Below are 22138 nucleotides of genomic sequence, written 5' to 3' on the forward strand. Positions count from 1 at the left end.
GGATGCCGATCAGTGTAGGGCCGGCCCGCGGGGCATGGACCCGCTCGCACGCGATCGGTGAGCGGGGCTCGAATAGGGTTGATTCCATGCGTGAATGGATGATGCGGGCGCTCCTGGCACTGGGGTGGTGCGGCCTGCTGGTGGGGATCGCCGGAATCGTATTGCACACGAGGGGATGGCGGTCGCAGACCTTCTCCCTCGTCGCCTCGGGTGCGTCCTACTTCATGCTGGCGGCGTTGGTCTCGCTGTTGCTGTTCCTGCTCGCGCGCGGCTGGCGTAGCGCGGTGGCGGCCGGAATCGTGGTGGCGGCGGTGGCGTGGACGCAGCTGCCGATCTTCGTTCCCGACGGCAACGCGGCGGGCGGGCCGGAACTTCGGGTGCTGCAGTCCAATCTGCTCTTCGGCGGGGCCGACGTGATCTCGGTGGCCCACCACGTCGAAGCACGCGACGCCGACGTCCTGACCGTGCAGGAACTGACACCCGACGTCGAACCCCGGCTGACCGCGGCACTCGCCGCCGAGCTGCCCCACCACTACCTCGAACCCATGCACGGGGGCGGCGGCACCGGCATCTACAGCCGCTACCCCCTGCGCGACGCCGTGAAGTTCGACGGCTTCCTGCTGACCAACCTCGCGGTCACCATGGATCACCCCGAGCGCGGCGCGGTCACCGTACTGAACTTCCACCCGGTGCCGCCGACCGCGAACTTCCCGGCGTGGAGTTCGGAGATGCGCCGGGTCCGCGAGATCCTCGCGGCGCAGACCGGACCCGCCGTGGTCGGCGCGGACTTCAACGCCACCCGCGATCACGCCCTGTTCCGTGACCTGCTGCGCGGCCGGTTCGCCTCGGCCGCCGAACTCGCCGGCGCCGGGCCGATGCCGACCTGGCCCGACGACCGCGCGTGGGGGCCGGTGATCGGCATCGACCATGTCCTGGTCGCCGACGGCAGCGCCGAGCACGCGGAGAGCATCCGGATTCCCGGCTCGGACCACCGCGCGGTCTTCGCGGTACTGCACCTGGCCTGAGCCGGACCCCGGGCGGCGGCGAGCACGCGGGCCGCCGCCGCGCCTCAGGGAACGAGCTGCCACGCCACGGTCCGGAGCCCTCGCGGCATTCCCTCCGGCCGCTGTTCGACAGCATCCGAGTCCGGCGTGCTGTGGCACCGCCGACCCGAGCGACGGTCGCCGAGGGCGTCAGGCGGTGGGCAGCGTGCTCAGCGAGGCGAGCGTGCCCGACACCGCGCGGGCCGCTTCGGCGCCCTTCTTCACGAAGTGCTCGGTGTAGTAGTCGACGTGCTCGCTGTGCTCGTGGAAGTGATGGGGGGTGAGCACCACCGAGAACACCGGCACATCGGTGTCGAGCTGCACCCGCATCAGTCCGTCGACCACCGCGGAGGCCACGAAATCGTGCCGGTAGATACCGCCGTCGACCACCAGCGCCGCCGCGACGACCGCCGAGTAGCGGCCCGTGCGGGCCAGGCGCTGGGCGTGCAGCGGGATCTCGAACGCGCCGGGCACCTCGAAGACGTCGATGCCCTCGGCGTCGAAACCGAGCCGGGCGAATTCGGCGGTGAAGCCCTCCAACGCCTTGCCGACGATGCCGCTGTGCCAGGACGCGCGGACGAACGCGACCGATGCGTTGGATGTCGAAGCCATGTCGTGAGCTTACTGGGCGGGCAGATGCGCCTGAATCCACCGTTGGACGTCGGCGAGCACGGTGTCGCGCTCGGGCTCGTTGAAGACCTCGTGGTAGAGACCGTCGTAGCGGATCACCGTGAGATCCTTCGCGCCCGCGCCGCGCTCGAGCATGTCCGAGCTGGACGGCGCGGCGAGGGTGTCGGAACTGCCGTGCAGTACCAGCGTCGGCACGGTCAGCGCGGCCAGCCTGCCCTTCACCGTGCCGGTGGCGGCCAGGATCTCGGCGCCGGTGCGCGCGGGCAGCTTGCCGCGGAACACCAGCGGATCGTTGTCGTAGGCGGCCACCACGGCCGGATCACGGCTGATCGTCGACGAATCGAGCTGGAGCACACCGAGATTCGGGGTCAGCTTCGACAGCACCGGCGCGAACAGCCGTTGCAGCGGGTTGCCGACCGGGATGTCCAGCGGCGGCGCGGAGACGATGATCCCGGCCACGTCGATCGGCGCGCGGGTCGCCAGGTACAGCACGATGAGGCTGCCCATGGAATGCCCGAGCAGGAACACCGGGACGTCGGGATGTTGCTGCCGGGCGATCGCTCGCAACTGTTCGACATTGTCCGCGGCACCGTCGACGGAGTCCAGATTCGCCGGGTGGCCGCCGGACCTGCCGTGCCCGATGTGGTCGAGCGCGTACACCGCATACCCGGCCCCGGCCAGCGTCTCGCCCACGTATTCGTACCGGCCCGAGTGCTCGGCGACGCCGTGCACCAGGACGGTCACCGCGCGGGCCGATCCCTCGGGAAGCCGAGCCCGCCAGAAGATCCGGCCGCCCCGGCCCTCGAACGCGTCTTCCCTGGTCTGGCTCACCGCAGTTCCTCTCCGATCGGACCGGCCGCGAGCTCCTCGATCAGTCGCCGGTCGAATTCGATGAGGCGAGCGTAGTTGAGTCGCGAGATCCGTTCATCGGTTCCGTGGATCGTCGCGAGGTCGGCCTCGGTGAGCACGATGGGCGCGAAATTGCAGCGCGTCGCCGCCAGCCCGTCGTAGTGCCTCGAGTCCGTCGCGCCCGGCACCAGACCGCTGGTGGCCGCGGCGCCGGGGACCACCTCGCGGGCCAGTCGCGCGACGAGCTCGAACGCCGGACCCGGGCTCTCGGTGCGCGACGGCTCCGAGGACATGCCCGCCAGCTCGACGGTCACACCGGGATCGCCGATCACCCGGCGGCAGTGTTCGAGCACCCCGGCCACCGAATCACCGGGCAGGATACGGAAATTGATCAACGCCTCGGCGTGCTGGGGCAGCACATTGGCCTTCACGCCCCCGCGGATCACCGTGGGGGCGGTGGTGGTGCGGACCATCGCCTCGGTCTGCGGCCGCGCGGCCATCACCCGCGTGATCAGCGGTCGCGCCGCTCCCGCCGCGCCGAGCAGCAGCCGTCGCGCCGGCGGCAGCACCCCGCGCAGCCGGGCCAGCATGTCGGCGGTGACCGGCGGGACCCGCAACGGCATCGGCCGGTCCTGCACCCGCGCCACCGCCCGGGCGAGCCGCCCCACCGCCGTCTGCTTGCCCGGCATCGACGAATGCCCGCCGAGCTCGCGCACCGACAACCGCACGGTGGCATAACCCTTTTCGCCCACCATGATCGAGGCCACCGGGACGTGCACGCCGTCGGCGATGCCCTCGGTGATCACCCCGCCTTCGTCGAGCAGCAGATCCGCCCGCACTCCCGCCTCACGCAGGTGCTCGGCCATCCGGACCGCGCCCGCGTCGCCGAACACCTCTTCATCGTGCCCGAAGGCCAGGTACACCGTGTGCTTCGGCCCGATACCGGCCTCGAGCGCGCCCTCGACGGCTTCCAGCAGGGCGATCATCCGGCTCTTGTCGTCGATCGCGCCGCGACCCCAGATGAACTCCTCGTCGACGACACCGGCGAACGGAGGACGCGACCACCCCTCGCCCACCGGCACCACGTCCTGGTGCGCGAGCAGAATCGCCGATACCCGCTCCGGCTCGGCGCCCGCCCAGCGGTAGAGCCTGCTGTGCCCGAACGTCCGCAATTCCAGTTCGGCGTGCACACGCGGGAAGGAAGCCTCGAGGTGGGCGGCCAGCCGGACGAATTCCCCGTCGGCGCTCTCGTCGGGTTCCTCACCGATCCCGGAGACGGTCGCGCACCGCAACGCGGCGGCCAAGCGCTCGGCGACCGCGTCGTCGACCGCTTCGAGAGTCCGGGGGTTCCCCGTCCCCGATGCCTGCGCTGTCATCGCCACATCCCGTCCAGGTCGCCCGCCGTCCACTGCCTCGTTCATACCGCACCGGACACGTCTGCGGGGGAGATCAGGTCGGCCCGAGCGCGCCGCGGACGCCCGGCCGGCGCGCGGTTCCCGAGATCGACCCGGCAGGACGATCGGATCGACGGGGTTCCGGTTCCGGTGACCCTGGGGAATATCGGAACGGACTACCCGGCCCCGTGGTGGCCGGACCGGCGAGGAGAGCGACGGCGTCCCCGGTGGAACGACGCCGAGACAGACAAGGCCGCCGCGGCGACGAGGAGCGGCAGGATGCTGACCGTCAGCATGGTGAGCCGCAGCGCGTCCGCGAAATCCTGCCCGAGGTGCAGTCCGGACGCCTGCCGAATGAGGTTCGGATCGAATCCGCCGCTACCCGGGCTGAGTGCCAGGCTGTTGCGCACGGCGTCCACCGTCCGTTCGGCCTCGGTCGCCGACAGCCCGCGTGATTCGGCGTCGGCCAGCCACTCCTGCCGGAAGAAGATCCGCAGCAGGAGCAGGTAGACGGTGGGCCCCAGCGCGTAGCCGGTCATCCCCGAGGCCAGTTGCGCCGAAGCCACCGCGCCGGAATGCCCGGGTGGTGCTTCGGCGAGGACCGTCTCCGACACCGCGGTCGAGGTGACCAGTGCGCCCAGATTGCACAGCCAGATGGCCGCGACCAGCAACCAGAGCGCCATCGTCGGGCTGACCGTCCCCGCCATCAGCAGCCCGCTCACCGCCAGCACCACCAGACCGGTGACCAGAACCGGTGCCGGGCTGTGCTTTTCGATCACGCGCCCGGCCAGGATCAGCGCGCCGGCGATCAGCAGGGTACCGGGCAGGTACAACAGGCCGATCGATTCGGGTGAGAGCGCGAGCACCACGCTGCCGAACTGCCCAAGGGCGATGCCAAGCCCGGCGGCCAGGAAGTTCAGCGTGAGGGTCGCCACGAGCGCCACGCTGAACGCGCGGCTGCCGAACAATGCCGGATCCAACGCCGGTTCGGGGGTGCGGCGTTCATGGCGCACGAAGAGCACGGCGGCCACCACGGCGATCACCATCGGCAGCACGGTCTGGGGCCGCGATATGCCGTTCTGCGCCGCCGCGAGGCCGATGACCAGGGCGAGCAGAGCCGCTCCGACCAGGATCACGCCGGCCACGTCGAGCCGGCCGCGTTGTTGCGCCGGAGCCTCGGGAACATACCGGGAGGTCAGCCACAACGACATCACGCACAGCAGCGGGGCGAGCAGGAACAGCACCCGCCAGCCCGCCGCCGCCACCGCCCAGCCGGTCACCGCGGGGGTCACCCCGCACAGGACCATCTCGACGGCCATGAACGCGCCGATGGCCGCGGGTCTCTTCTGCTCCGGCACCGAGGTTTTGAGCAGCGCCAGCGGCACACCGAGCAGCGCCGTCATCCCGACTCCGGCCAGCAGGCGCATCACCAGCAGGAAGCCCAGGCCCGGCGAGAACACCGACAGCAGGTCGGCGATCATGACGACGACCAGCCCCCACCTCAGCAACCGCTTCAGCCCGAAGGCGTCCCCGAGATTGCCCGCGGCCAGGACCGCGGCAGCCATCACCAGCGTCGCCGCACCTCCCAGCACCCCGATTAGCTGCGCCGGGACGTCCAGCGCCCGGCTCACCGCGGGCAGATTCAGGTTGAGCACCAAGGGGTCGACGACGGTGATGGTGAAGGCGATGGCGAGCGCGAGGACGATCGGCGTCGTCTTCGCATCGCCGCGCGACCTGATCGCGGGCACCGTGCGCCTCCTGTCCCGTCCGAGCCGGAGGTGGCGGCGTCGGCGCCGTCACCGGAGCGTGGGGTGTTCACCCCGGCCCGAATGTCACCACCAGAACGTCGCGATATGTGGTCCGGGGCGAGCGCGTCCCAGTGGGCATGGAACCGCTCCCAGATGTCGTCCGTCGCGCCGAGCAACGATGTCGTGACAGCCGCGGGGACGAGATGGACGCCGCGGGTCACCAGATCCCCGCGCACCGTCGCCACCCGCCGATCCGGGTTTGCGGCTTCGGGAGCCGCCGCGGCCTTCGGCGCCGCCGGCGAGCCGCTGGTCGTGCCGTTCATGGAAGCGCGCCGTCCACCGCGCGCCCGGCGACATCGAGGCCGGGCATCCGGGCCAGCAGCCCGGGGGCGAGTCCGGCGGCGGCGGTCGCGGCGGCGGCCGATCCCAGCGCCAGGGCCCAGCCGACCGGGCCGACGGGCACGCAGCCGAGGAAGTGGCTGATCCCGGGGGTGCTGATCAGCACGCCCATGACGACGAGGGATCCCGCGGCGGTCGAGACGACGAGCGGGCTGCGGGAGTCGATGAGCGTTTGGCCGAGCTGGCTGCCGACGAGCGCGATCAGGGCGACGGTGGACGCCCGTCGCGGCCGTCCGGTGAGCCGTGCCGCAGCCCACGCCGCGGTGGCTCCGGCAGCGGTGGCGGTGCCGCGGATGGCGATGGTGCGCAGGAGTGCGGACTGGTCCGTTGCGTGCGCGGCGCCCGCCGCGTAGTGGTTCCCGTTGTGGTCCTGGGCGTTGTGCTCCGGGGAGGCGACGGCGAGGGCAGCCGCGGGCAGCGCGTCGGTCAACATGTTCACCAGGATCAGTTGCCGCGCGTTGAGCGGCGAGTGTCCGGTGATCAGGCTGCCCAGCAACGCGAAAGCCACTTCGCCCGCGTTTCCTCCGAGTAGCACGGCCACGGCGGCCTCCACCCGGCGCCACAACTGGCGGCCCTCGTCCAGCCCGTCGAGCAGGGCGCCCACCCGGCCGTCGAGCAGGACGATATCGGCGGCGCCGCGGGCCGGGTCGCTGCCGCGGGAGGCGACCCCGATGCCCACGCTGGCCGCGCGGATGGCGGCGGCGTCGTTGGCGCCGTCGCCGACCATCGCGGTCACCCGTCCGGTCCGCTCCAGGGTCTGCACGATCTGCACCTTGTTCTCCGGAGACATCCGGGCGAAGACCAGGTAGTCCGTGACGGCGTGTTCTTGTTCGGTCTTCGACAGCGTGTCCCACTCGGCTCCGCTGATCACCTGGTCCGGGGTGATCGGCATGCCGAGTTCCCCGGCGATGGCGAACGCGGTGACGGGATGATCTCCGGTGATCAGGCGGACCGCGATGTTCTGCTCGCGCAGAGCCGGGATCAATCCGATGGCGTCGGCGCGCGGCGTGTCGGACAACCCGAGCAGGCCGACCGGTTGTAGCCGATGCTCCGCCAGTTCGCCGAGGATGCCCGGGTCGGCGGCCGATGCCTCGGCGTGACGAGCCGTGATCTCGCGTTGGCCGACAGCGATGACCCGCAGTCCGGCGGCGGCCATCGACCGCACCCGCGCGGCGATGCCGGGATCCGGATCGGTGTAGGCGGCGAGCACGGCTTCGGGGGCGCCCTTGACGGCGAGATGCGTCCCGGCGATCGCCGCCGCGTAGGAGCGGCCCGACCGGAACGGCAGGTACGCCTCCCGCCGACCTTCCTCGTCCTGCACGTTCGCCGCGTCGGCGGCTTCGACGATCGCGATATCGGTGGCGTGGTCGGGCGGACCGCCGTTCTCCGACCGTGCTGTACGCGCCGCGTAGGCCAGCACCTGTTCCCGGGAGAACCCGGGCGCGGGTTCGACCGCCGAGACGCGCAGCCGGTTCTCGCTCAGGGTTCCGGTCTTGTCGAAGCACACCACCTCCACGCGGCCGAGTGCCTCGATCGAGCGCGGTTTGCGGACGAGGGTGGCGGACCTGGTGAGCCGGCGCGCGGCCGACGCCTGTGCCAGGGTGGCCACCAGTGGCAGACCCTCCGGCACCGCGGCGACGGTGATCGCGACACCGCTGATCACCGCGGCCCGTAATCCGGTTCCGCGGAGCAGGCCGAGTGCGGTCACCAAGGCGCCGCCGCCGAAACTGATCGGCAGCGAGCGCCGGGTCAACACGCTCAGCTGTGACTGCAATCCCACCTCGCGCACCTCGGCCGGGGCCATGGCGGTGGCCCGCCGCGTCTCGGTGGCCTGCCCCACGGAGGTCACCAGAACCGTTGCCGTGCCGGTCAACACCGTGGTGCCCGCGTAGAGCATGCAACTGCGTTCGGCCGGCGGCGCACCCGGCGTCGGCTCGGTCTGCTTGGTCACCGGCAATGATTCGCCGGTCAGCGACGACTCGTCCACTTCGACGCCCGGCGCCTCGAGCAACCGGCCGTCCACCGGGGCCACCTCACCCGGCCGGACTTCGATCACGTCGCCCGGCCGCAGCGCCGCGGCGGCGACATCGCGGTAGCGATCCGGGCCGATGATCCGCCGGGCGGGTGGATCCTGCACGGCGAGAAGTCTTTTCAGCACCCGTTCGGCACGCAGTCGTTGCGTGGCCGAGATCGACGCGTCGAGCATCAGTACCGAACCCACCAGCACCGCGTCCAGCGGCGACCCCAGCACGGCGCTCGCCGCGGCGCAGGTCGCCAGCACCGGGGTCAGTGGATCGGAGAGTTCGCCGCGCACCGCGCGGACGAAGTCCCTGGTCGACATCACCGGGCGGCTGCCGAGCAGCCGCGTCATCGGTGCGGTGACCAGTGCGACGGGGCTCGCGCCTTTGGCGGCCGAGTCGGCCTCCGGCGGGGTGGGGAGCAGTCGGCGGGCTTCGGAGATGGGCATCGCGTGCCACTCGTGACCCGACCGCGATACGGGAAGCGGTGCGTCGAGCACAGCGCGGGCCAGTGCGTATCCGGCCCACAGTCCGCCCGCCGCGCCGACGGTCACCGACTCCGCCCCGGTGCCGGGCACCCCGGGCAGCATCAGCAAGGTGCCGAGCAGGGACGCGTTCAGCGAGGCCTCGACGCCGCGTCGGCTCGCCGACCGGGCGGCCGGAAGCGCTCGCAGTACCCGCCAGACGCCGGTCAGGTCCGCGGCCAGCAGGTGCGCTCCCCACGCCGGGGCGAGTCCGTCACGGGCGACTCCGATGCCGACGTCGGCCAGCGCGAGTGCGCGCGGCGCGTCCGCCGCCACCACGGCGACGGTGGCGCCGTCGCGTCGGAGTTCCGCCACCACCTCGCTCAGCGTCCGATCGAGCGACTCACCGAGTGGACGCAGATCGTCGAAGCCGTTGCGCAGGGAGCGGAGCGCGTCGTCGTCGACCGAGATCACCTTGACGCCCGCCCGGCGAGCCTCGGCGATCACCGCCGAGGCGTATCGGTCGTGGACGGAGCTGACCAGGATTCGCGCGTCGCCGTCGGCCTCCTGCGGGGCGCCGGGCACCGCGGAGATCGGATGCCAGCCGGGCCCCAGCGCGTCGCACGCCACCGAACGACGCGCGGTTTCCCACACCAGGGTGCGGTTGTGCTCGGGAACACCGAGAACACGGCTGACACCGAGTCTCGCGGTGTACAGGGCTCGCGGGTCGATCACCACCGTGTCCACCCGGTCGAGGCGTCGCAGCGCGGCCGGTCGCAGTGTCAGCACACCGTGCCGCTCGTTCAGGCCGCGTCCGAGGGTGGCGGCGAACAATTCACGTGCCGAGCGAGTCGCCCTCGGTGCGGCCACCATCGCCGCGGTGCCCGCGGTCACCGGGTTGCGGGAGAGTGCGCCGAGCCCGGCCGCGGCGGCGAACCCCGCTCGGCCGGCTCGATCCGCATAATGCTCGACCAGGCCTTCCGGCCCCGCGTCGGAGCGGACCGGCGGCGGGTATTGCTCGGCGGGCACCCACGGCGCGAAGGTCGGCTCGAGCTCCCGCCATGCCCGCCGACCGGAGAGCGCCTCTGTCAGCAGTGCCACCCGAGTCGTCGCGTCCACGGCCAGCGACGCCGGTGACAGGCTCAGGGTGTACACCGCCGCGCTCGCGACCGCGAAGACCACGTCGGCTGCGTCCGTGCCGATCGCGTGCTCGACGACGGCCCGTACCCGTGGTTGGTAGTCGGCCGCGATCACCGGGGCGGCCACGGCTCCCGGCAGGTGCGGCAGCCGCAGCAACCGCCCGCCGAGAGTTGCCCACAGCGCGGCGAGCGTGGTGCCCGCGGCGATCAGGTGACCGGCCAGGATGACGTCGTCACCGGGCAGGTTGCGTGGTCCGCCACCCGAACCGCGCGCGCCGCAGGACTTTTCGGCATCGTCGATGATTCGGCACAGCGCCTCGGGGGTGGGGCCGGATCCATCGGAGGTCACCACGATTCGCGACCACGGCCGGTGCAGTTCGGCTCGTCGGACCCCCGGCGTCGAACGGACCGTCTCGAGCACCCGCTCGCCCAGTGCACGCCCGTCGGAGCTGTCCAGGCCGCGCACTTCGACCCACGTGCTGTTCCTGCCGGACCCATATCGTCGTGCGGGCGCACCTCCGACGGACTCGCGCGCAAGGCCCGCCAGCGGGCGGACGACGTCGGGTGGCAAGGCTGCGGCTGCCGCGACAACCCCGGTCGGTGAGCGCAGCAGGGCCCTGCTCACACCGGCCACCGTCCCGGCACCGATGAGCGTGGTGTCGACGGTGATCGCCACTCCGGCGGTGGCGGCCCGCGCGCCGGTGCGTACGCATCGTGCCGGCAGTGACGCGATTTCCGATATCAGGTGCCCTGCGATCATGGTCGCCCGCCCTACCTGTCCGAATCCCGTATCCGAAGCTCTGCGCCCGGCGCCGATGCGTCTCCGGCACCCTGGGATGGATCTCGCGGTGTTCTTCATGCCCCCGACGACGCCGTCGATGGCGTCACGGGCGGGCCGTTACTCGATATCGATACCGCCGGTTGTCGTAGCGGTGACGACTCTTCGAATGTACCGGTCAGGACTGCCGGTCGGCGGTGGAGGCCATGGCCGCCGTCGGCTCGGACTCCGAGTCGGGCGCGGGTTGCTGCTCCGGCTTCGCGGCAGCGGCCCGAGCACCGTCGGGGGAGGACTTGGCGTGTTCGGTGATCAGGAGTTGACCGACGCCGATCGCCACGGCGGCCGGCCATTCGAGCAGACCCGCCGCCACCAGCGCGCCGAGCCCGACGAAGTAGGCCATCTGCTCGGGCCGGGGAATTCCGACGTGGCCCATGCCAGGGAGGCGTAACGCGAAGCGTTCGGCGTCGCGGGCCAGGTCCGACATGGTGCGGTGTGATGAAATGGGCTGGTTCGATCGCGGGAGAGATTGTTCTTCGGCCATGGTTTCCCCTTTCGTAAACTGCGCGTCTCCCGGGGCCTACTCGAGCATTTTAGTGTCGAGTCATGTCGAATCCCATGGCCGTTGCCGGTCCGGACGCGGTCGTCGGGGCCGTGGTCAAGCTGCTCACTCCACCGCTGTGCGAGCTGTACGCCGTGCTGATGCGCGTCGGCGTCGTGGTTGTCCTCGACGATTGAGCCGGACGTCCGGCGCGCTGGAGGCAGCGCTTCGACCACCGCCGGGCGCCGCGCCGTGGGAAGGTCATGTGGTCGGGCGCGGCCACGGATCGCCCGCCGCCTGCCGCGCCGGGCGGATCCGCGGGAAGGCTCAGGGCAGCGCGCGCGTGCAGAGCGACAGGACGTCGAGTCCTGTCGAGGCGCGTTCGGGCACCTCGATCGAGTAGACCAGCTCGGTTTCCGGATGGTGCATGGCGCAGAAGGCCTCGCCGATGGCCATCCACGTCGTGGCGAGCACGCGTGCCGACGCGCGCGGGTCGTCGCACGCCACCTTGTCGAGCACCGGCGCGATACGGCTCTCGTCCGGACCGCGCAGATCGCGCAGGCAGTCGCCCGGCAGCAGCCACCCGGCGGTGGACGAGGCGGTGGCCACCTCGACGGTCAAGCCGTTCGCCGTCACCCGGGAACTGCGGGGTTGGGCCGCGCTCGTCGCGGCGCCTTCGCGTTCCTGGCGGTCCGCGAGGTCGGTCTCCGGCATCAATCCGGTGAGAACGGCCCCGGTCGCGATGATCACCGGCATCACCATGCCGATGATCTGCGGGCGGTGGGTCAGCGGCTTCCCCGGATCGAGCGGCGGGTGCGGCGCGCCGGGTACCGGCGCGGGTAATGCCGCGACCGTCGTGCGCTCGCCGAGATTGCCCAGCAGGATGATCGGGTTGACGATCACCGACAGCGCGCTCCACCAGCCCTGCCACAGGCTGTCGCCCTGCATCGCGCGGAAGGTCGCCGTGCCGCAGTCCCGGCAGAACAGCCCAGCGTGCTTGCCGAACCGCATGCCCACGAGGAATCCCTGATGTCTGCGGAAAGTGGCGAACACGGCGGGCGTCGACCCGCACACCCAGCAGTAGAGACCGTTCCCCGTGGCGCCGGCGGGAGCCGCTCCCGCCGGCCGCGACCGATCCGTCACGCGCGCACCTGACTACTCTCTTCGAACCGCGAACTGATCATGGAAGCACAGCATTGCGCACGCGGCGCGAAATTGCTTGATCAGCAAGCCGATTCAGGGTAGCCGAGGGAAATGTCGCGGTCCGGACGTCCGGTCAGGAGGGGCAGTGGACGGTGTAGGTCCAGACGGTGTCGTCCAGGCCGGTGACGCGGACCAGCACCGAACTCGCCGTGCCCGCGGGCAGGTGGACCACCACCGATCCGGTGCCCTCGTTGGTGTTGTCGCCGACGTACCCGGTGTCGGCGACCTGCGTGCCCTGGTAGAACACCTGGATGCGGTCGGGGACGTTCTCGGTCTCGTAGCTGAGCACGAACGAGGTCGGGCCGCTGGTGCCGAGCTGATGAACGGTCTCGGTGACCCCCTCGCCACCGGATTCGGTCGACTGGTTGCACTGCTGGGTCTGCGGCGCTCCGTTGCCGAAGCTGCCGCTTCCACTGCCGAGCACACTGCTGCCGAAGTCCAGCACACTACTGCCCAACCCGATGCCCGTGTCGATCACGGTGCTGCCGGTGCTGCTCCCCGGCGCCGCCGCCGCGACAGCCCCGCCCGCCATCGTGGCCGCCAGCGCCACCGCGGCACTCGCCGCGACGAACCGTCCCTGAATCATCCTCGTGCCCAACACTTTCGACCTCCACTGATCACCGCACGAATATCGTCCCTCGATGATTTCAGTGGGCGAGGCCGTTGTATGTCCGCCGTCCGCACGACAGCACTTCTTGTGACACAGAGGGATTCGCCCGAGCCGGGCGGACCGGGTCAGTCGCGCGGCAGGACGACCGCGAATCCGAGCGGGGCCGCGCTCTCCGTCATTCGGGAAGCCCGAGCGCGAAACCGACGGTGATGATCAAGCAGCTGACGAGCGCGACGATTGCGATAATCCACATGCCGCGAACACTACGAGCTGTAGTAGACGTCGATCAATCTTGAAACGGCGTAAATGACCAGGTCAGGGACTAAAGAGGCCGCTGGTCCCACCGGCTGTCGACCTTGGAAATCGAAGAGCTGATGACCCGGGGCCCTACCGCGCGCGCTTGCGTCTCCTGCTCCGGAAAGGGCCGAGCCCTCCCCGTGCGAACACGGGAAGGGCTCGGAAACCGGGCGCTACGACGATTTACACGTCGAAGTAGAGCTCGAACTCGTAGGGGTGCGGACGCAGGTTGACCGGGGCGATCTCCTGGGTGCGCTTGATGTCGATCCAGGTCTCGATCAGGTCGGGGGTGAAGACGTTGCCCTCGGTCAGGTAGTCGTGATCCTGCTCGAGACGGTCGATGACCGACGCCAGGCTGGTGGGAGCCTGCGGGATGTTCTTGGCCTCCTCCGGCGGGAGCTCGTAGAGGTCCTTGTCGACGGGGGCGTGCGGCTCGATCTTCTTCTTGATGCCGTCCAGGCCGGCCATCAGCATGGCGGCGAAGGCCAGGTACGGGTTGCCCGAGGAGTCCGGCGCGCGGAACTCGATGCGCTTGGCCTTCGGGTTGTTGCCGGTGATCGGGATGCGGACCGCGGCCGAGCGATTGCGCTGCGAGTACACCAGGTTGATGGGGGCCTCGTAGCCCGGCACCAGACGGTGGTAGGAGTTCACGGTCGGGTTGGTGAACGCCAGCAGCGACGGCGCGTGGTGCAGGATGCCGCCGATGTAGTGGCGGGCGATGTCGGACAGGCCACCGTAGCCGGCCTCGTCGTGGAACAGCGGCTTGCCGTCCTTCCACAGCGACTGGTGGGCGTGCATGCCCGAGCCGTTGTCACCGAAGAGCGGCTTCGGCATGAAGGTGACGGTCTTGCCTTCCTGCCACGCGGTGTTCTTCACGATGTACTTGAACAGCTGCAGGTCGTCGGCAGCGCCGAGCAGGGTGTTGAACTTGTAGTTGATCTCGGCCTGACCGGCGGTGCCGACCTCGTGGTGGCCGCGCTCGAGCTCGAAGCCCGCGTTCTGCAGGTTGGTCGAGATCTTGTCGCGCAGGTCGACGTAGTGGTCGTAGGGCGCGACGGGGAAGTAGCCGCCCTTGTTGCGCACCTTGTAGCCGCGGTTGAGGGTGCCGTCCGGGTTGAACTCGGCGCCGGTGTTCCACGAGCCGGAGATGGACTCGATCTCGTAGAAGGAGCCGTTCATGGACGAGTCGTAGCGGATCGAGTCGAAGATGTAGAACTCCGCCTCGGCGCCGAAGTACGCGGTGTCGGCGATGCCGGTGGAGCGCAGGTACTCCTCGGCCTTGCGCGCGATGTTGCGGGGGTCGCGGGAGTAGGCCTCGCGGGTCAGCGGGTCGTGGACGAAGAAGTTCATGTTCAGCGTCTTGGCGGCCCGGAAGGGGTCGATCCGTGCGGTGGAGAAGTCGGGGAGCAGGAGCATGTCCGACTCGTCGATCGACTGGAACCCACGGACGGAAGATCCGTCGAAGGCCAGGCCCTCTTCGGCGAGGTCGGCGGTGAAGGCCTTGGCGGGGATCGAGAAGTGCTGCTGCACACCGGGAAGATCGCTGAAGCGGATATCGACGTACTCGATGTCCTCTTCCTTGATGTACTGGATGACCTCGTCGGCCGTGCTGAACGTCACTTGTTCTCCTTACGGATCGGTCCCAGCCAGTATGGATTGCGTGGGTTCGAGAGCAGACGCTAAGGATGCGGTGTTTCCCAGCAATCAAGGCTGTGTTTCGCCGGTGTTACACGTGCGGAGGTGGGTGTGAGGTCTCCCTCCAGTCACCGGATAGGTCTTCATCCTGCCACTGCCCGGTCGGGGCCGCGACAGCGGGGACCCGTGCGCAAACGACCGGCATGCCGGATTGCCGGAAGGTAGCCGGGGCGGATCGGGCCGGGTGCGACGACGACCGCTGCCGCCGCCTATCCTGAGGTCATGGCACGTATCACCGGCTCCTGGCTCACCGGACCCGAGGCCGACGGCGATCCGTCGGCCTCCGAGTACCCGGGCGAGTTGCTCGGTCTGCCCCGGGAGGGCGCCGGGTCGCTGGCCTCGATGATGCGTCGCATCGCCGCGCTGTTCGTGGACTGGATGATCTGCGTCGGCATCACCGCGCTGATCGTGCAGGGCGTGAACGCGAACCTGACCCTGCTGATCTGGTTCCTGATCGGCGTGATCTCGGTGACGCTGTTCGGCTTCACCCCCGGCCAGTACTTCCTGCACGTGCGGGTGGCACGTATCGACGTGGCCGCGCCGGTCGGATTCGTGCGGGCGCTGGCCAGGCAGGTACTGCTGGTCTTCGTCATCCCGGCGCTGTTCACCGACGGCGACGGCCGCGGCATGCACGACCGCGCCACCGGGACAGCGCTGATCAACGCCCGCTGATCGCGCCGCTGCGCGCCGGCCGCGACACCCGCTGACGCGAACAGCCCGGGACAGGTCCCGGGCTGTTCGGTGTATCGGCATTCGGTCAGCGGCGGCGGATGGTGCGCTGCATGCCCTTCATCTTCGCGCCGGCGGGCATCGGACCCTTCGGCAGCGCGGGGCCGGTGCGCTTGCTCAGCGCCGACAGCCTGCCCTCGATCAGATCCATGCGCTTGGCGTCGATGTTGGGCGGCAGCTTGGTGAGACGCTTCTGCAGATCCTTGAGCGGAATCTGGCCCTCGTCGTTGCCGATCACGAAGTCGTAGATCGGAGTGTCGCCGATCAGGCGCGCGGTGCGCTTCTTCTCCTGGGCGATCAGCGGCTTGAGACGCTGCGGCGAGCCCTCACCGATGAGGATCACACCCGGGCGCCCGATCACGCGATGCACCGCGTCGAGCTGGGTGGTGGCGGCGACGCCGTTGCTCACCCGCCACTTGCCCTGCAGGTTGTCGAGCACCCACGCGGCCGCGCCGGCCTGGCCCTCGGCCTTGGCATAGACATTGGCCTGCACGCGGCGGCCGAAGATGATGAACGCCACCAGCACGCCGAGCAGCAGGCCGATCGGCACCAGGAAGAACCAGCTGATGCCGAAGATCAGGCTGATCGCCAGGAACACCACGGTGATGCCGACGAGCGCGCCGATCATCAGCGGCAGCAGGAGCTTGTCTTCCTTGCGCTGCATCTGGAACGCCTGCCAGAGCTGCTGACGACGCTCCTTCGACGCCTGCTTGCGTGCCGCCTTCGCCGCGGCCTTCGCTTCCTTCGACGGTTTACCGCCCTTACCTGCTGCCATGGCACTCAGGATAGTGGGCTCATGTCGCGGCCTCGTCGAGCACCGTCCGCGAGACCGGTGCGGGCATCGGCTCGTGGCGGAGATAGCCGCGGTGGAACTCGCCGGTTCCGCGTGCGAGCGAACGCAGGTCGACGGCGTAACTGCGCAACTCCCGCTCAGGCACCTCGGCGTCCACTCTGGTGCGACCGGAACCGTGCGGTCCGGTTCCCAGAACGCGCCCGCGCTTGCCCGACAGATCACCGAGCACAGCGCCCAGATAATCGTCGGCAACCACGATCGACACCTCGTCGATCGGCTCGAGCAGCACCACCCCGGCCGAGGCCGCCGCCTCCCGCAGCGCCAACGCCCCCGCGGTCTGGAACGCGGCGTCGGAGGAATCCACCGAATGCGCCTTGCCGTCGACCAGCGTCACCCGGACATCGACCAGCGGATATCCGGCCACCACCCCCCGCGCGGCCTGGGCGCGCACGCCCTTCTCCACCGATCCGATGAACTGCCGGGGCACCGCACCGCCCACCACCGCGTCCACGAACTCCAGCCCCGACCCGGTCGGCAGCGGCCTGACCTCGATCTCGCACACCGCGAACTGCCCGTGCCCGCCGGACTGTTTGACGTGCCTGCCGCGTGCCCGCGCGGGCCTGGCCAGGGTCTCCCGCAGCGCCAGCCGGTACTCCTCGATGTCGACGGTGACGCCGAAGCGGGTGCGCAGCCGTTCCAGCGCGACATCGCGATGCGCTTCGCCCAGGCACCACAGCACCAGCTGCCCGGTGTCGCGATTGTGCTCGGCGCGCAGCGTCGGATCCTCGGCGGTGAGCCGGGCCAGACCGGCGGAGAGTTTGTCCTCGTCGGACTTGGCGTGCGCGCGAACGGCGACGGGCAGCAGCGGTTCCGGCAGCGGCCACGGCTCGATGAGCAGCGGGGTGCCGGTGGCCGAGAGCGTGTCGCCGGTCTCGGCGTGGGCGAGTTTGGTGACGCAGGCGATATCGCCCGCGATGGCCTGGCCGAGCGGACGCTGCTGCTTGCCGAACGGCGCGGTCACCGAGCCGACCCGTTCGTCGGCGTCGTGCTCGGGATGGCTCGGGTCGCCGGGGGCGGCCAGGCCGTGTCCGCGCACGTGCACGGTGTCGTCGGCGTGCAGGGTGCCGGAGAACACCCGCACCAGCGAGACCCGACCCACATAGGAGTCCGAGGACGTGCGGATCACCTCCGCGGCCAAGTCGGCCTCCGGATCGCAGGCCAGTGGCCGGGCGGAGCTGCCGTTGCCGCCGGGCGCCGCGGCGACCACGTGTTCGGCCGGGGTGGGGAAGCCGCCGACGATCAGGTCGAGCAGCTCCACCGTGCCGAGCCCGTTCCGCGCGCCCTCCGGTGCGGACGCGCCGATCAGCACCGGGTGGAAACCGGCCCGTGCCACCGCCCGTTCCAGGTCGGCGGTCAGGGTGTCCGGGTCGATCTCGGCGCCCTCGAGATAGCGCTCCATGAGCGACTCGTCCTCGCTGCCCGCGATGACGGCCTCGATCAACCGGCCGCGCCCCTGCTCGGCGAGGCGAGCCTGCTCCTCGGCCGGTTCCCGTGGCGTGGGATCCCCGCTCGTGTAGTCGATCACGCGGTCCGACAGCAGGTCGATCAGCCCGGTCACCGGCCGGTGACCGTCCGCGCCCGCCGGGCCGTGTACCGGAATATGCAGCGGCAGAACAGATTCGGATGCGCCGTCGCCGAGGAAGAGCGCGCAGGCGTGCACCATCTCGTCGAAGTCGGCGCGCGCGGCATCGAGGTGGGTGAGCACGATCGCGCGCGGCATGCCCGCCGCTTCGCACTCGTCCCAGACCGCTCGCGTCGCGCCGCCGACCCCGGCCGGGCCGTCGGCCGCCGAGATCACGAACAGCGCGGCGTCGGCTGCGCGCAAGCCGGCCCGGAGCTCGCCGACGAAATCCGCGTAGCCGGGGGTGTCGATCAGATTGATCTTCGTCTCGCCCCACCCCACCGGCACCACCGAGACCTGCACGGACCGGTGCTTGCGCTGCTCGATCTCGTCGTAGTCGGACAGGCTGGTGCCGTCCTCCACCCGCCCCGCGCGATTCAGTGCGCCGGTGGCCAGCGCAAGAGCCTCCACCAGCGTCGTCTTGCCCGCTCCGCTGTGCCCGACCAGCGCCACGTTCCGAATGCGCTCCGGTCGGTCAACGGTCACCACACCGTCGGCCATGTCACGCTTCCTCGCCTCGACATCGCGGTATATCGAGCTTCCCACCATCGCCGCCGCAAGTCCACGTTCCCGGCGGGGAGGGCGGCCCGGGCGGCCGGCCGTGGCGCGTCAGTCGCCGGTCAGGCCGTGATCCGCCCCGACCACATGGTGAAACCGCGACCGCCTGCGGTGCAGCCGAACGAGCCGTGGAATCCGACGGCACAGTTCACGCCCGCGTATTCGATGATCGGGCCCCACTGTCCGTCGCTGGTCCTCACCTCCGACAGCGGCGGGTTTCCGCCGGGAAGTGTGTAGGCGGCGCCCGGGGTGAAGGTGGGGTGTGCGGGCAGCCAGGGCAGGTCGATCACGATCTCGCTGACCGGAAAGCTGAACGGCAGCTGCCCGTAGGTCAGCGGCGTGGGGGAGGGCAGGTCGCATCCGACGGTGCCGTTGCCGAAGATGGCGCACTGCACCGAACCCACCGAGAAGTGCTTGGTCGCCGGTTCGGCGCTCGCGCTCGCGGCGAAGAGAACGGGGACCGCGCACGCGACCCCCAGTATCCCGGCCACTCGCGTCGTGTTTCGCTTCATCCGAACTCCTCACCTGTCGAGATGTCGAGGGCGACAGTGATGCCGAAAGCATCATCACTGTCGCACAGACCGTCGTAGGGGCTGTCGGAACGAGGCGTTATTTCGTTTCCGCGCGTGGCATTCTGCGTGCCCGCTCGGCGCGTTACTCGCAGCCGATGCCGTCGCCGTCGCGGTCCAGGCCGTATTCGTCGGGGCCGATGACCGTCACGCGGCCGGTGTAGACGGGACCGTTGCCGCTGCCGCCCGCACAGTCGACATCACTGGTGATCGGCAGGCACGGGGTGTAGGAGGGATGGCACTCGGCCGGCTCGGCGGTGGCCGCGGGGGAGGCGGGCGAGGTCAGGACGAATGCCGCGGCGGCGAGGGCGGATACGCCGAGCGAGAAAGCGAAACGCATGGTGCTCCTATCTGGGTACAGCTTCGCTAGTGTGCCACGAGTTCGCCCGCTCGACCAACGCTGCCGCGAGCGGCGCGGGCACGCTGCCCGGCGACCGCCTCGCCGCCGCCAATACCCCGCTGTTACAGTGCCTTTCGGCGATACGGAGCCACGGCGACGGCCTACCGTTGAGCCCGTCGATAGTGGGACGGCGATGGAGGGCGGCCGCGATGCTGGTCATCGACGAGGCGACTGCGGTCGCGTATTCCGAACAGCGAGTTGTCGACTGGATGCGCGCCTGGTCCGGCCAGTTCATCATCGTCGGCCTGGCGATCTCCGGCGCTCGCCTGGGCGGTCACGAGCACACCGACCTCGTCGTTCTCACCCCGCGCGCCACCCTGGTGATGGAAGTGCGCGGGACGGTCCCCGAAGCGAGGGACGGCGTGCTGTCGGTGCGCTCGGACGGTCGCTGGAAGCTGTCCGGCTTCGACGGCGACCCGCTCGAAGACTTCGAAACCCTCGACGATAGAAGGCCTTTCGATCGGGTATCGAGCAGCATCTCCGCGCTGGCCGAGACGGTGCGCGGCCACAACCCCGACGCGCACGTCGAGGGCCTGATGGTGGTGGTGCCGCCCGGCGAAGCCGACATCACCGTTCGTGGCGGCGCGGGGCGCCCGCGCTGCGGCGTGGTGGTCGCCGAGTCCGCCGCCGACCTGCGCGCCTGGTTCCACCGCACCGCCAACCGGCCCGTCGTCTGGAGTGCGGAGGGCGCGCACGACCTGCTCACCGCACTCGGCGTCGGGGAGCGGGTGTCGGTCGAGGATCTGCTCGCGGAAGGCTTCCCGTCCCGCGCCCGCCTGGAATACCTGGCCAGTCCCGAATACGTGGCCGCGGTGTCGGCGGCGCGCCGGTACACCGAGGAGCGCAAGCAGGCTCGTGCCGAACCGGAAGGGCCCGACGGTGTGCGGAACGGCGATCTGCGGGCCGGGGAGGAGATGGTGCCCGCGGCGTTCACGGTCGGCGCGCCGCCCGCGGCCCGCGCCCGCCTCCTCGGCCGGGAGCGGGATCTCGCCGACCGGGATCGCGATGCCCTGTCATCGGGAGCGAGCATCTCCGAGCGAGTCTCCACCGCACCGGATTCCGTCCCGATCGCCGCGTCGGCCGTTGCGTCGCCCGCCCTCTCACCGGCAGCCGCGCCGATCATCGAACCGCCTGCGCCACCGATCGCCGCGCCGATCGCCTCGCCACCGGCCCCGCCGGGCGCCGCGTCGACAGCTACCCCGCGAAGTGCCGGGGCGGCCCCCGAGTCGCCTGCCGCGCCGATCGCTTCGCGGTCTGCGTCGCCGACGGTTGGGTCGGCTGATGCTTCGCGCAGTGTCGCGGCGCCTACCGCGTCGACCGTCGCGCCGATCGCTTCGCGGTCTGCGTCGCCGACGGTTGCGTCGACTGACACTTCGCGCAGTGTCGCGGCGGCTGCCGCCTCGACCGTCGCGCCGATCGCTTCGCGGTCTGCGTCGCCGACGGTTGGGTCGGCTGATGCTTCGCGCAGTGTCGCGGCGCCTACCGCGTCGACCGTCGCGCCGATCGCTTCGCGGTCTGCGTCGCCGGCGGTTGGGTCGGCTGATGCTTCGCGCAGTGCCGGGGCGGCCGCCGAGTCGCCTGCCGGGTCGACCGTCGCGCCGAGCGCTTCCCCGCCGGGTGTCGGGGCGGTTGCCGCGCAGGCCGCCGATCCGTCGCAGGCGTCCGGGCTTCTCGGCATCGGCGCGACCACGGTCGAACCCGGCTCGACGTCGATGGCGCCCGCTGCGGCGCCGATGTCGGCTGTCACGACCGCGAGGGCACCGGAACCCCGCGGGTCCGAAGGGCACCGGCCCGAACGCCCGCATGGCGGCGTGGTGGTCGGAGATCCGTTGCCCGACGCCGACGGCGAGTCCTCCTTCACCGACGACTGGTCGTCCTGGATCGGCCCGCAACGACTTCGATTCCGGCACACCGAGATCCTGCGGCCGACGTGGCTCGACGATGCCGCAGCCGCCGAACCCGCCGCCGGCCTCTCGGCCGCGTTCGCCCCGCCACCTGTCCGACCGGTCACCGGCCGGGACACGAGGACGGGCGGACGGCTCGGGCAAGGACTCGGCGATGCCACCCATCGCGTGCTGAGCACCGGGTCCGCGCGGGTGCGCGAGACCACGCAGCGTTGGCTTGCGAACGCATCTTCGCGTTCCCGGCCGGTGCGGTCACGCGGAGTACCCGCGTCGCTCGGGATCGGCGAACCGGCCGCGCCCAACGCGCACCGGCGTCAGCAGATGGTGGCGCTGACGCTGATCGCGGTGCTGCTCACCACTTTCTGGGTACTGGCCACGGCGTGCTCGACACCGCATCGCAATGCGGAGAACACCCGCGGCCTCGACGTCGCCGTCGTGTCGGAGTGGGATGCCCGATCGTGTTCGCCGAATCCCGGTCGCCACTGTGCGTGCCCGCCCGGCGAACTTGGACTGCTGACCAATTACTGAGCGGGAAAGGTGAATTCGCCCGGAGCGGTCCCGCGCCTCGACTCCGGACCTTCATCGGCCGCCCTTTAATCGACTTCAACGTTCAACACTTCCGGTGGTTTATCTTTGAAGAAGGAAATCCGTACTAATTATTCGAAATGTCGACCGCGGGTAGCTGCGCGTTCTCGACCG

At 70.5% G+C, this 22138-nt stretch carries 17 protein-coding genes; 4 read left to right on the plus strand and 13 right to left on the minus strand.

The features are described 5' to 3' along the window. Positions 1-86 precede the first annotated feature (86 nt). Positions 87-1025, plus strand: a complete 939-nt coding sequence (locus tag ON26_RS07545) for an endonuclease/exonuclease/phosphatase family protein (protein WP_040795264.1) — start codon at positions 87-89, stop codon at positions 1023-1025. 168 nt (positions 1026-1193) lie between these two features. Here the strand turns inward: ON26_RS07545 and ON26_RS07550 are convergent, their stop codons facing one another. The 6 genes from ON26_RS07550 to ON26_RS07575 all read right to left on the minus strand — a co-directional run bounded on the left by ON26_RS07550 (position 1194) and on the right by ON26_RS07575 (position 10946). Beyond that, positions 1194-1655 (minus strand): 6,7-dimethyl-8-ribityllumazine synthase, encoded by a 462-nt coding sequence (locus ON26_RS07550; RefSeq protein ID WP_040795265.1) that lies wholly within the window; start codon positions 1653-1655, stop codon positions 1194-1196. Positions 1656-1664: 9 nt separating this feature from the next. After that, positions 1665-2504, minus strand: coding sequence for an alpha/beta hydrolase (locus ON26_RS07555; RefSeq protein WP_040795266.1), 840 nt, complete (start codon positions 2502-2504; stop codon positions 1665-1667). Then, the gene (locus tag ON26_RS07560; RefSeq protein ID WP_051026805.1) at positions 2501-3898 is read right to left on the minus strand and encodes a M20/M25/M40 family metallo-hydrolase; all 1398 of its coding nucleotides are present in this window, start codon (positions 3896-3898) and stop codon (positions 2501-2503) included. Before ON26_RS07560 ends, ON26_RS07555 begins: the two co-directional genes overlap by 4 nt. 194 nt (positions 3899-4092) lie before the next feature. Continuing rightward, on the minus strand, positions 4093-5664 hold the full coding sequence (locus ON26_RS07565; RefSeq protein WP_083883854.1) for an MFS transporter: 1572 nt from the start codon (positions 5662-5664) through the stop codon (positions 4093-4095). A 319-nt stretch (positions 5665-5983) separates the two neighbouring features. Further along, positions 5984-10444 (minus strand): HAD-IC family P-type ATPase, encoded by a 4461-nt coding sequence (locus ON26_RS07570; RefSeq protein ID WP_083883856.1) that lies wholly within the window; start codon positions 10442-10444, stop codon positions 5984-5986. Positions 10445-10640: 196 nt separating this feature from the next. Beyond that, positions 10641-10946: a DoxX family protein gene (locus ON26_RS07575; RefSeq protein WP_245545761.1), complete on the minus strand. Its 306-nt coding sequence runs from the start codon at positions 10944-10946 to the stop codon at positions 10641-10643. Between the two features lie 119 nt (positions 10947-11065). On the opposite strand from ON26_RS07575, the gene ON26_RS34885 reads away from it, so the two are divergent. Then, positions 11066-11197 carry a hypothetical protein gene (locus tag ON26_RS34885; RefSeq protein WP_281032373.1) on the plus strand — a complete coding sequence of 44 codons (132 nt, stop codon included), beginning with the start codon at positions 11066-11068 and terminating at the stop codon, positions 11195-11197. Between the two features lie 130 nt (positions 11198-11327). Here the strand turns inward: ON26_RS34885 and ON26_RS31510 are convergent, their stop codons facing one another. From ON26_RS31510 to glnA, 3 genes are all read right to left on the minus strand, one after another. Next, positions 11328-12017: a hypothetical protein gene (locus tag ON26_RS31510; RefSeq protein WP_169333690.1), complete on the minus strand. Its 690-nt coding sequence runs from the start codon at positions 12015-12017 to the stop codon at positions 11328-11330. Between the two features lie 259 nt (positions 12018-12276). After that, a complete protein-coding gene (locus ON26_RS07585) occupies positions 12277-12804 on the minus strand; it encodes a hypothetical protein (RefSeq protein WP_245545762.1) in 528 nt (175 codons plus the stop codon). A 489-nt stretch (positions 12805-13293) separates the two neighbouring features. Then, complete coding sequence (gene glnA, locus ON26_RS07590; protein WP_040795269.1) at positions 13294-14730, minus strand: type I glutamate--ammonia ligase; 1437 nt, start codon at positions 14728-14730, stop codon at positions 13294-13296. A gap of 297 nt (positions 14731-15027) precedes the next feature. On the opposite strand from glnA, the gene ON26_RS07595 reads away from it, so the two are divergent. Then, the gene (locus tag ON26_RS07595) at positions 15028-15477 is read left to right on the plus strand and encodes an RDD family protein (RefSeq protein WP_040795270.1); all 450 of its coding nucleotides are present in this window, start codon (positions 15028-15030) and stop codon (positions 15475-15477) included. 85 nt (positions 15478-15562) lie between these two features. On the opposite strand, the gene ON26_RS07600 is transcribed toward ON26_RS07595, so the two are convergent. The 4 genes from ON26_RS07600 to ON26_RS07615 form a co-directional block, all read right to left on the minus strand. After that, entirely contained in the window at positions 15563-16309 is a 747-nt protein-coding gene (locus tag ON26_RS07600) for a DUF4191 domain-containing protein (protein WP_040795271.1), read from the minus strand. Between the two features lie 19 nt (positions 16310-16328). Further along, positions 16329-18509, minus strand: a complete 2181-nt coding sequence (locus tag ON26_RS07605) for an elongation factor G-like protein EF-G2 (protein ID WP_040795272.1) — start codon at positions 18507-18509, stop codon at positions 16329-16331. 119 nt (positions 18510-18628) lie between these two features. Further along, a complete protein-coding gene (locus ON26_RS07610) occupies positions 18629-19078 on the minus strand; it encodes a hypothetical protein (RefSeq protein WP_040795273.1) in 450 nt (149 codons plus the stop codon). 142 nt (positions 19079-19220) lie between these two features. Next, a complete protein-coding gene (locus tag ON26_RS07615) occupies positions 19221-19475 on the minus strand; it encodes an excalibur calcium-binding domain-containing protein (protein WP_040795274.1) in 255 nt (84 codons plus the stop codon). A 209-nt stretch (positions 19476-19684) separates the two neighbouring features. Between ON26_RS07615 and ON26_RS07620 the strand changes: the two genes are divergently transcribed. Continuing rightward, a complete protein-coding gene (locus ON26_RS07620; protein ID WP_040795275.1) occupies positions 19685-21967 on the plus strand; it encodes a hypothetical protein in 2283 nt (760 codons plus the stop codon). The last annotated feature ends 171 nt before the right edge of the window (positions 21968-22138 follow it).

It is taken from the genome of Nocardia higoensis NBRC 100133 (assembly GCF_000308595.1).
Taxonomy (GTDB): Bacteria; Actinomycetota; Actinomycetes; order Mycobacteriales; family Mycobacteriaceae; genus Nocardia; species Nocardia higoensis.

Excerpts from the sequence above, each read along its gene's own strand:
- ON26_RS07545 (WP_040795264.1), top strand. The coding sequence starts at position 87 with ATGCGTGAATGGATGATGCGGGCGCTCCTGGCACTGGGGTGGTGCGGC.
- ON26_RS07550 (WP_040795265.1), bottom strand. The coding sequence starts at position 1,655 with ATGGCTTCGACATCCAACGCATCGGTCGCGTTCGTCCGCGCGTCCTGG.
- ON26_RS07560 (WP_051026805.1), bottom strand. The coding sequence starts at position 3,898 with ATGACAGCGCAGGCATCGGGGACGGGGAACCCCCGGACTCTCGAAGCG.
- ON26_RS07570 (WP_083883856.1), bottom strand. The coding sequence starts at position 10,444 with ATGATCGCAGGGCACCTGATATCGGAAATCGCGTCACTGCCGGCACGA.
- ON26_RS07575 (WP_245545761.1), bottom strand. The coding sequence starts at position 10,946 with ATGTCGGACCTGGCCCGCGACGCCGAACGCTTCGCGTTACGCCTCCCT.
- ON26_RS34885 (WP_281032373.1), top strand. The coding sequence starts at position 11,066 with ATGTCGAATCCCATGGCCGTTGCCGGTCCGGACGCGGTCGTCGGGGCC.
- ON26_RS07595 (WP_040795270.1), top strand. The coding sequence starts at position 15,028 with ATGGCACGTATCACCGGCTCCTGGCTCACCGGACCCGAGGCCGACGGC.
- ON26_RS07600 (WP_040795271.1), bottom strand. The coding sequence starts at position 16,309 with ATGGCAGCAGGTAAGGGCGGTAAACCGTCGAAGGAAGCGAAGGCCGCG.
- ON26_RS07605 (WP_040795272.1), bottom strand. The coding sequence starts at position 18,509 with ATGGCCGACGGTGTGGTGACCGTTGACCGACCGGAGCGCATTCGGAAC.
- ON26_RS07610 (WP_040795273.1), bottom strand. The coding sequence starts at position 19,078 with ATGAAGCGAAACACGACGCGAGTGGCCGGGATACTGGGGGTCGCGTGC.
- ON26_RS07615 (WP_040795274.1), bottom strand. The coding sequence starts at position 19,475 with ATGCGTTTCGCTTTCTCGCTCGGCGTATCCGCCCTCGCCGCCGCGGCA.
- ON26_RS07620 (WP_040795275.1), top strand. The coding sequence starts at position 19,685 with ATGCTGGTCATCGACGAGGCGACTGCGGTCGCGTATTCCGAACAGCGA.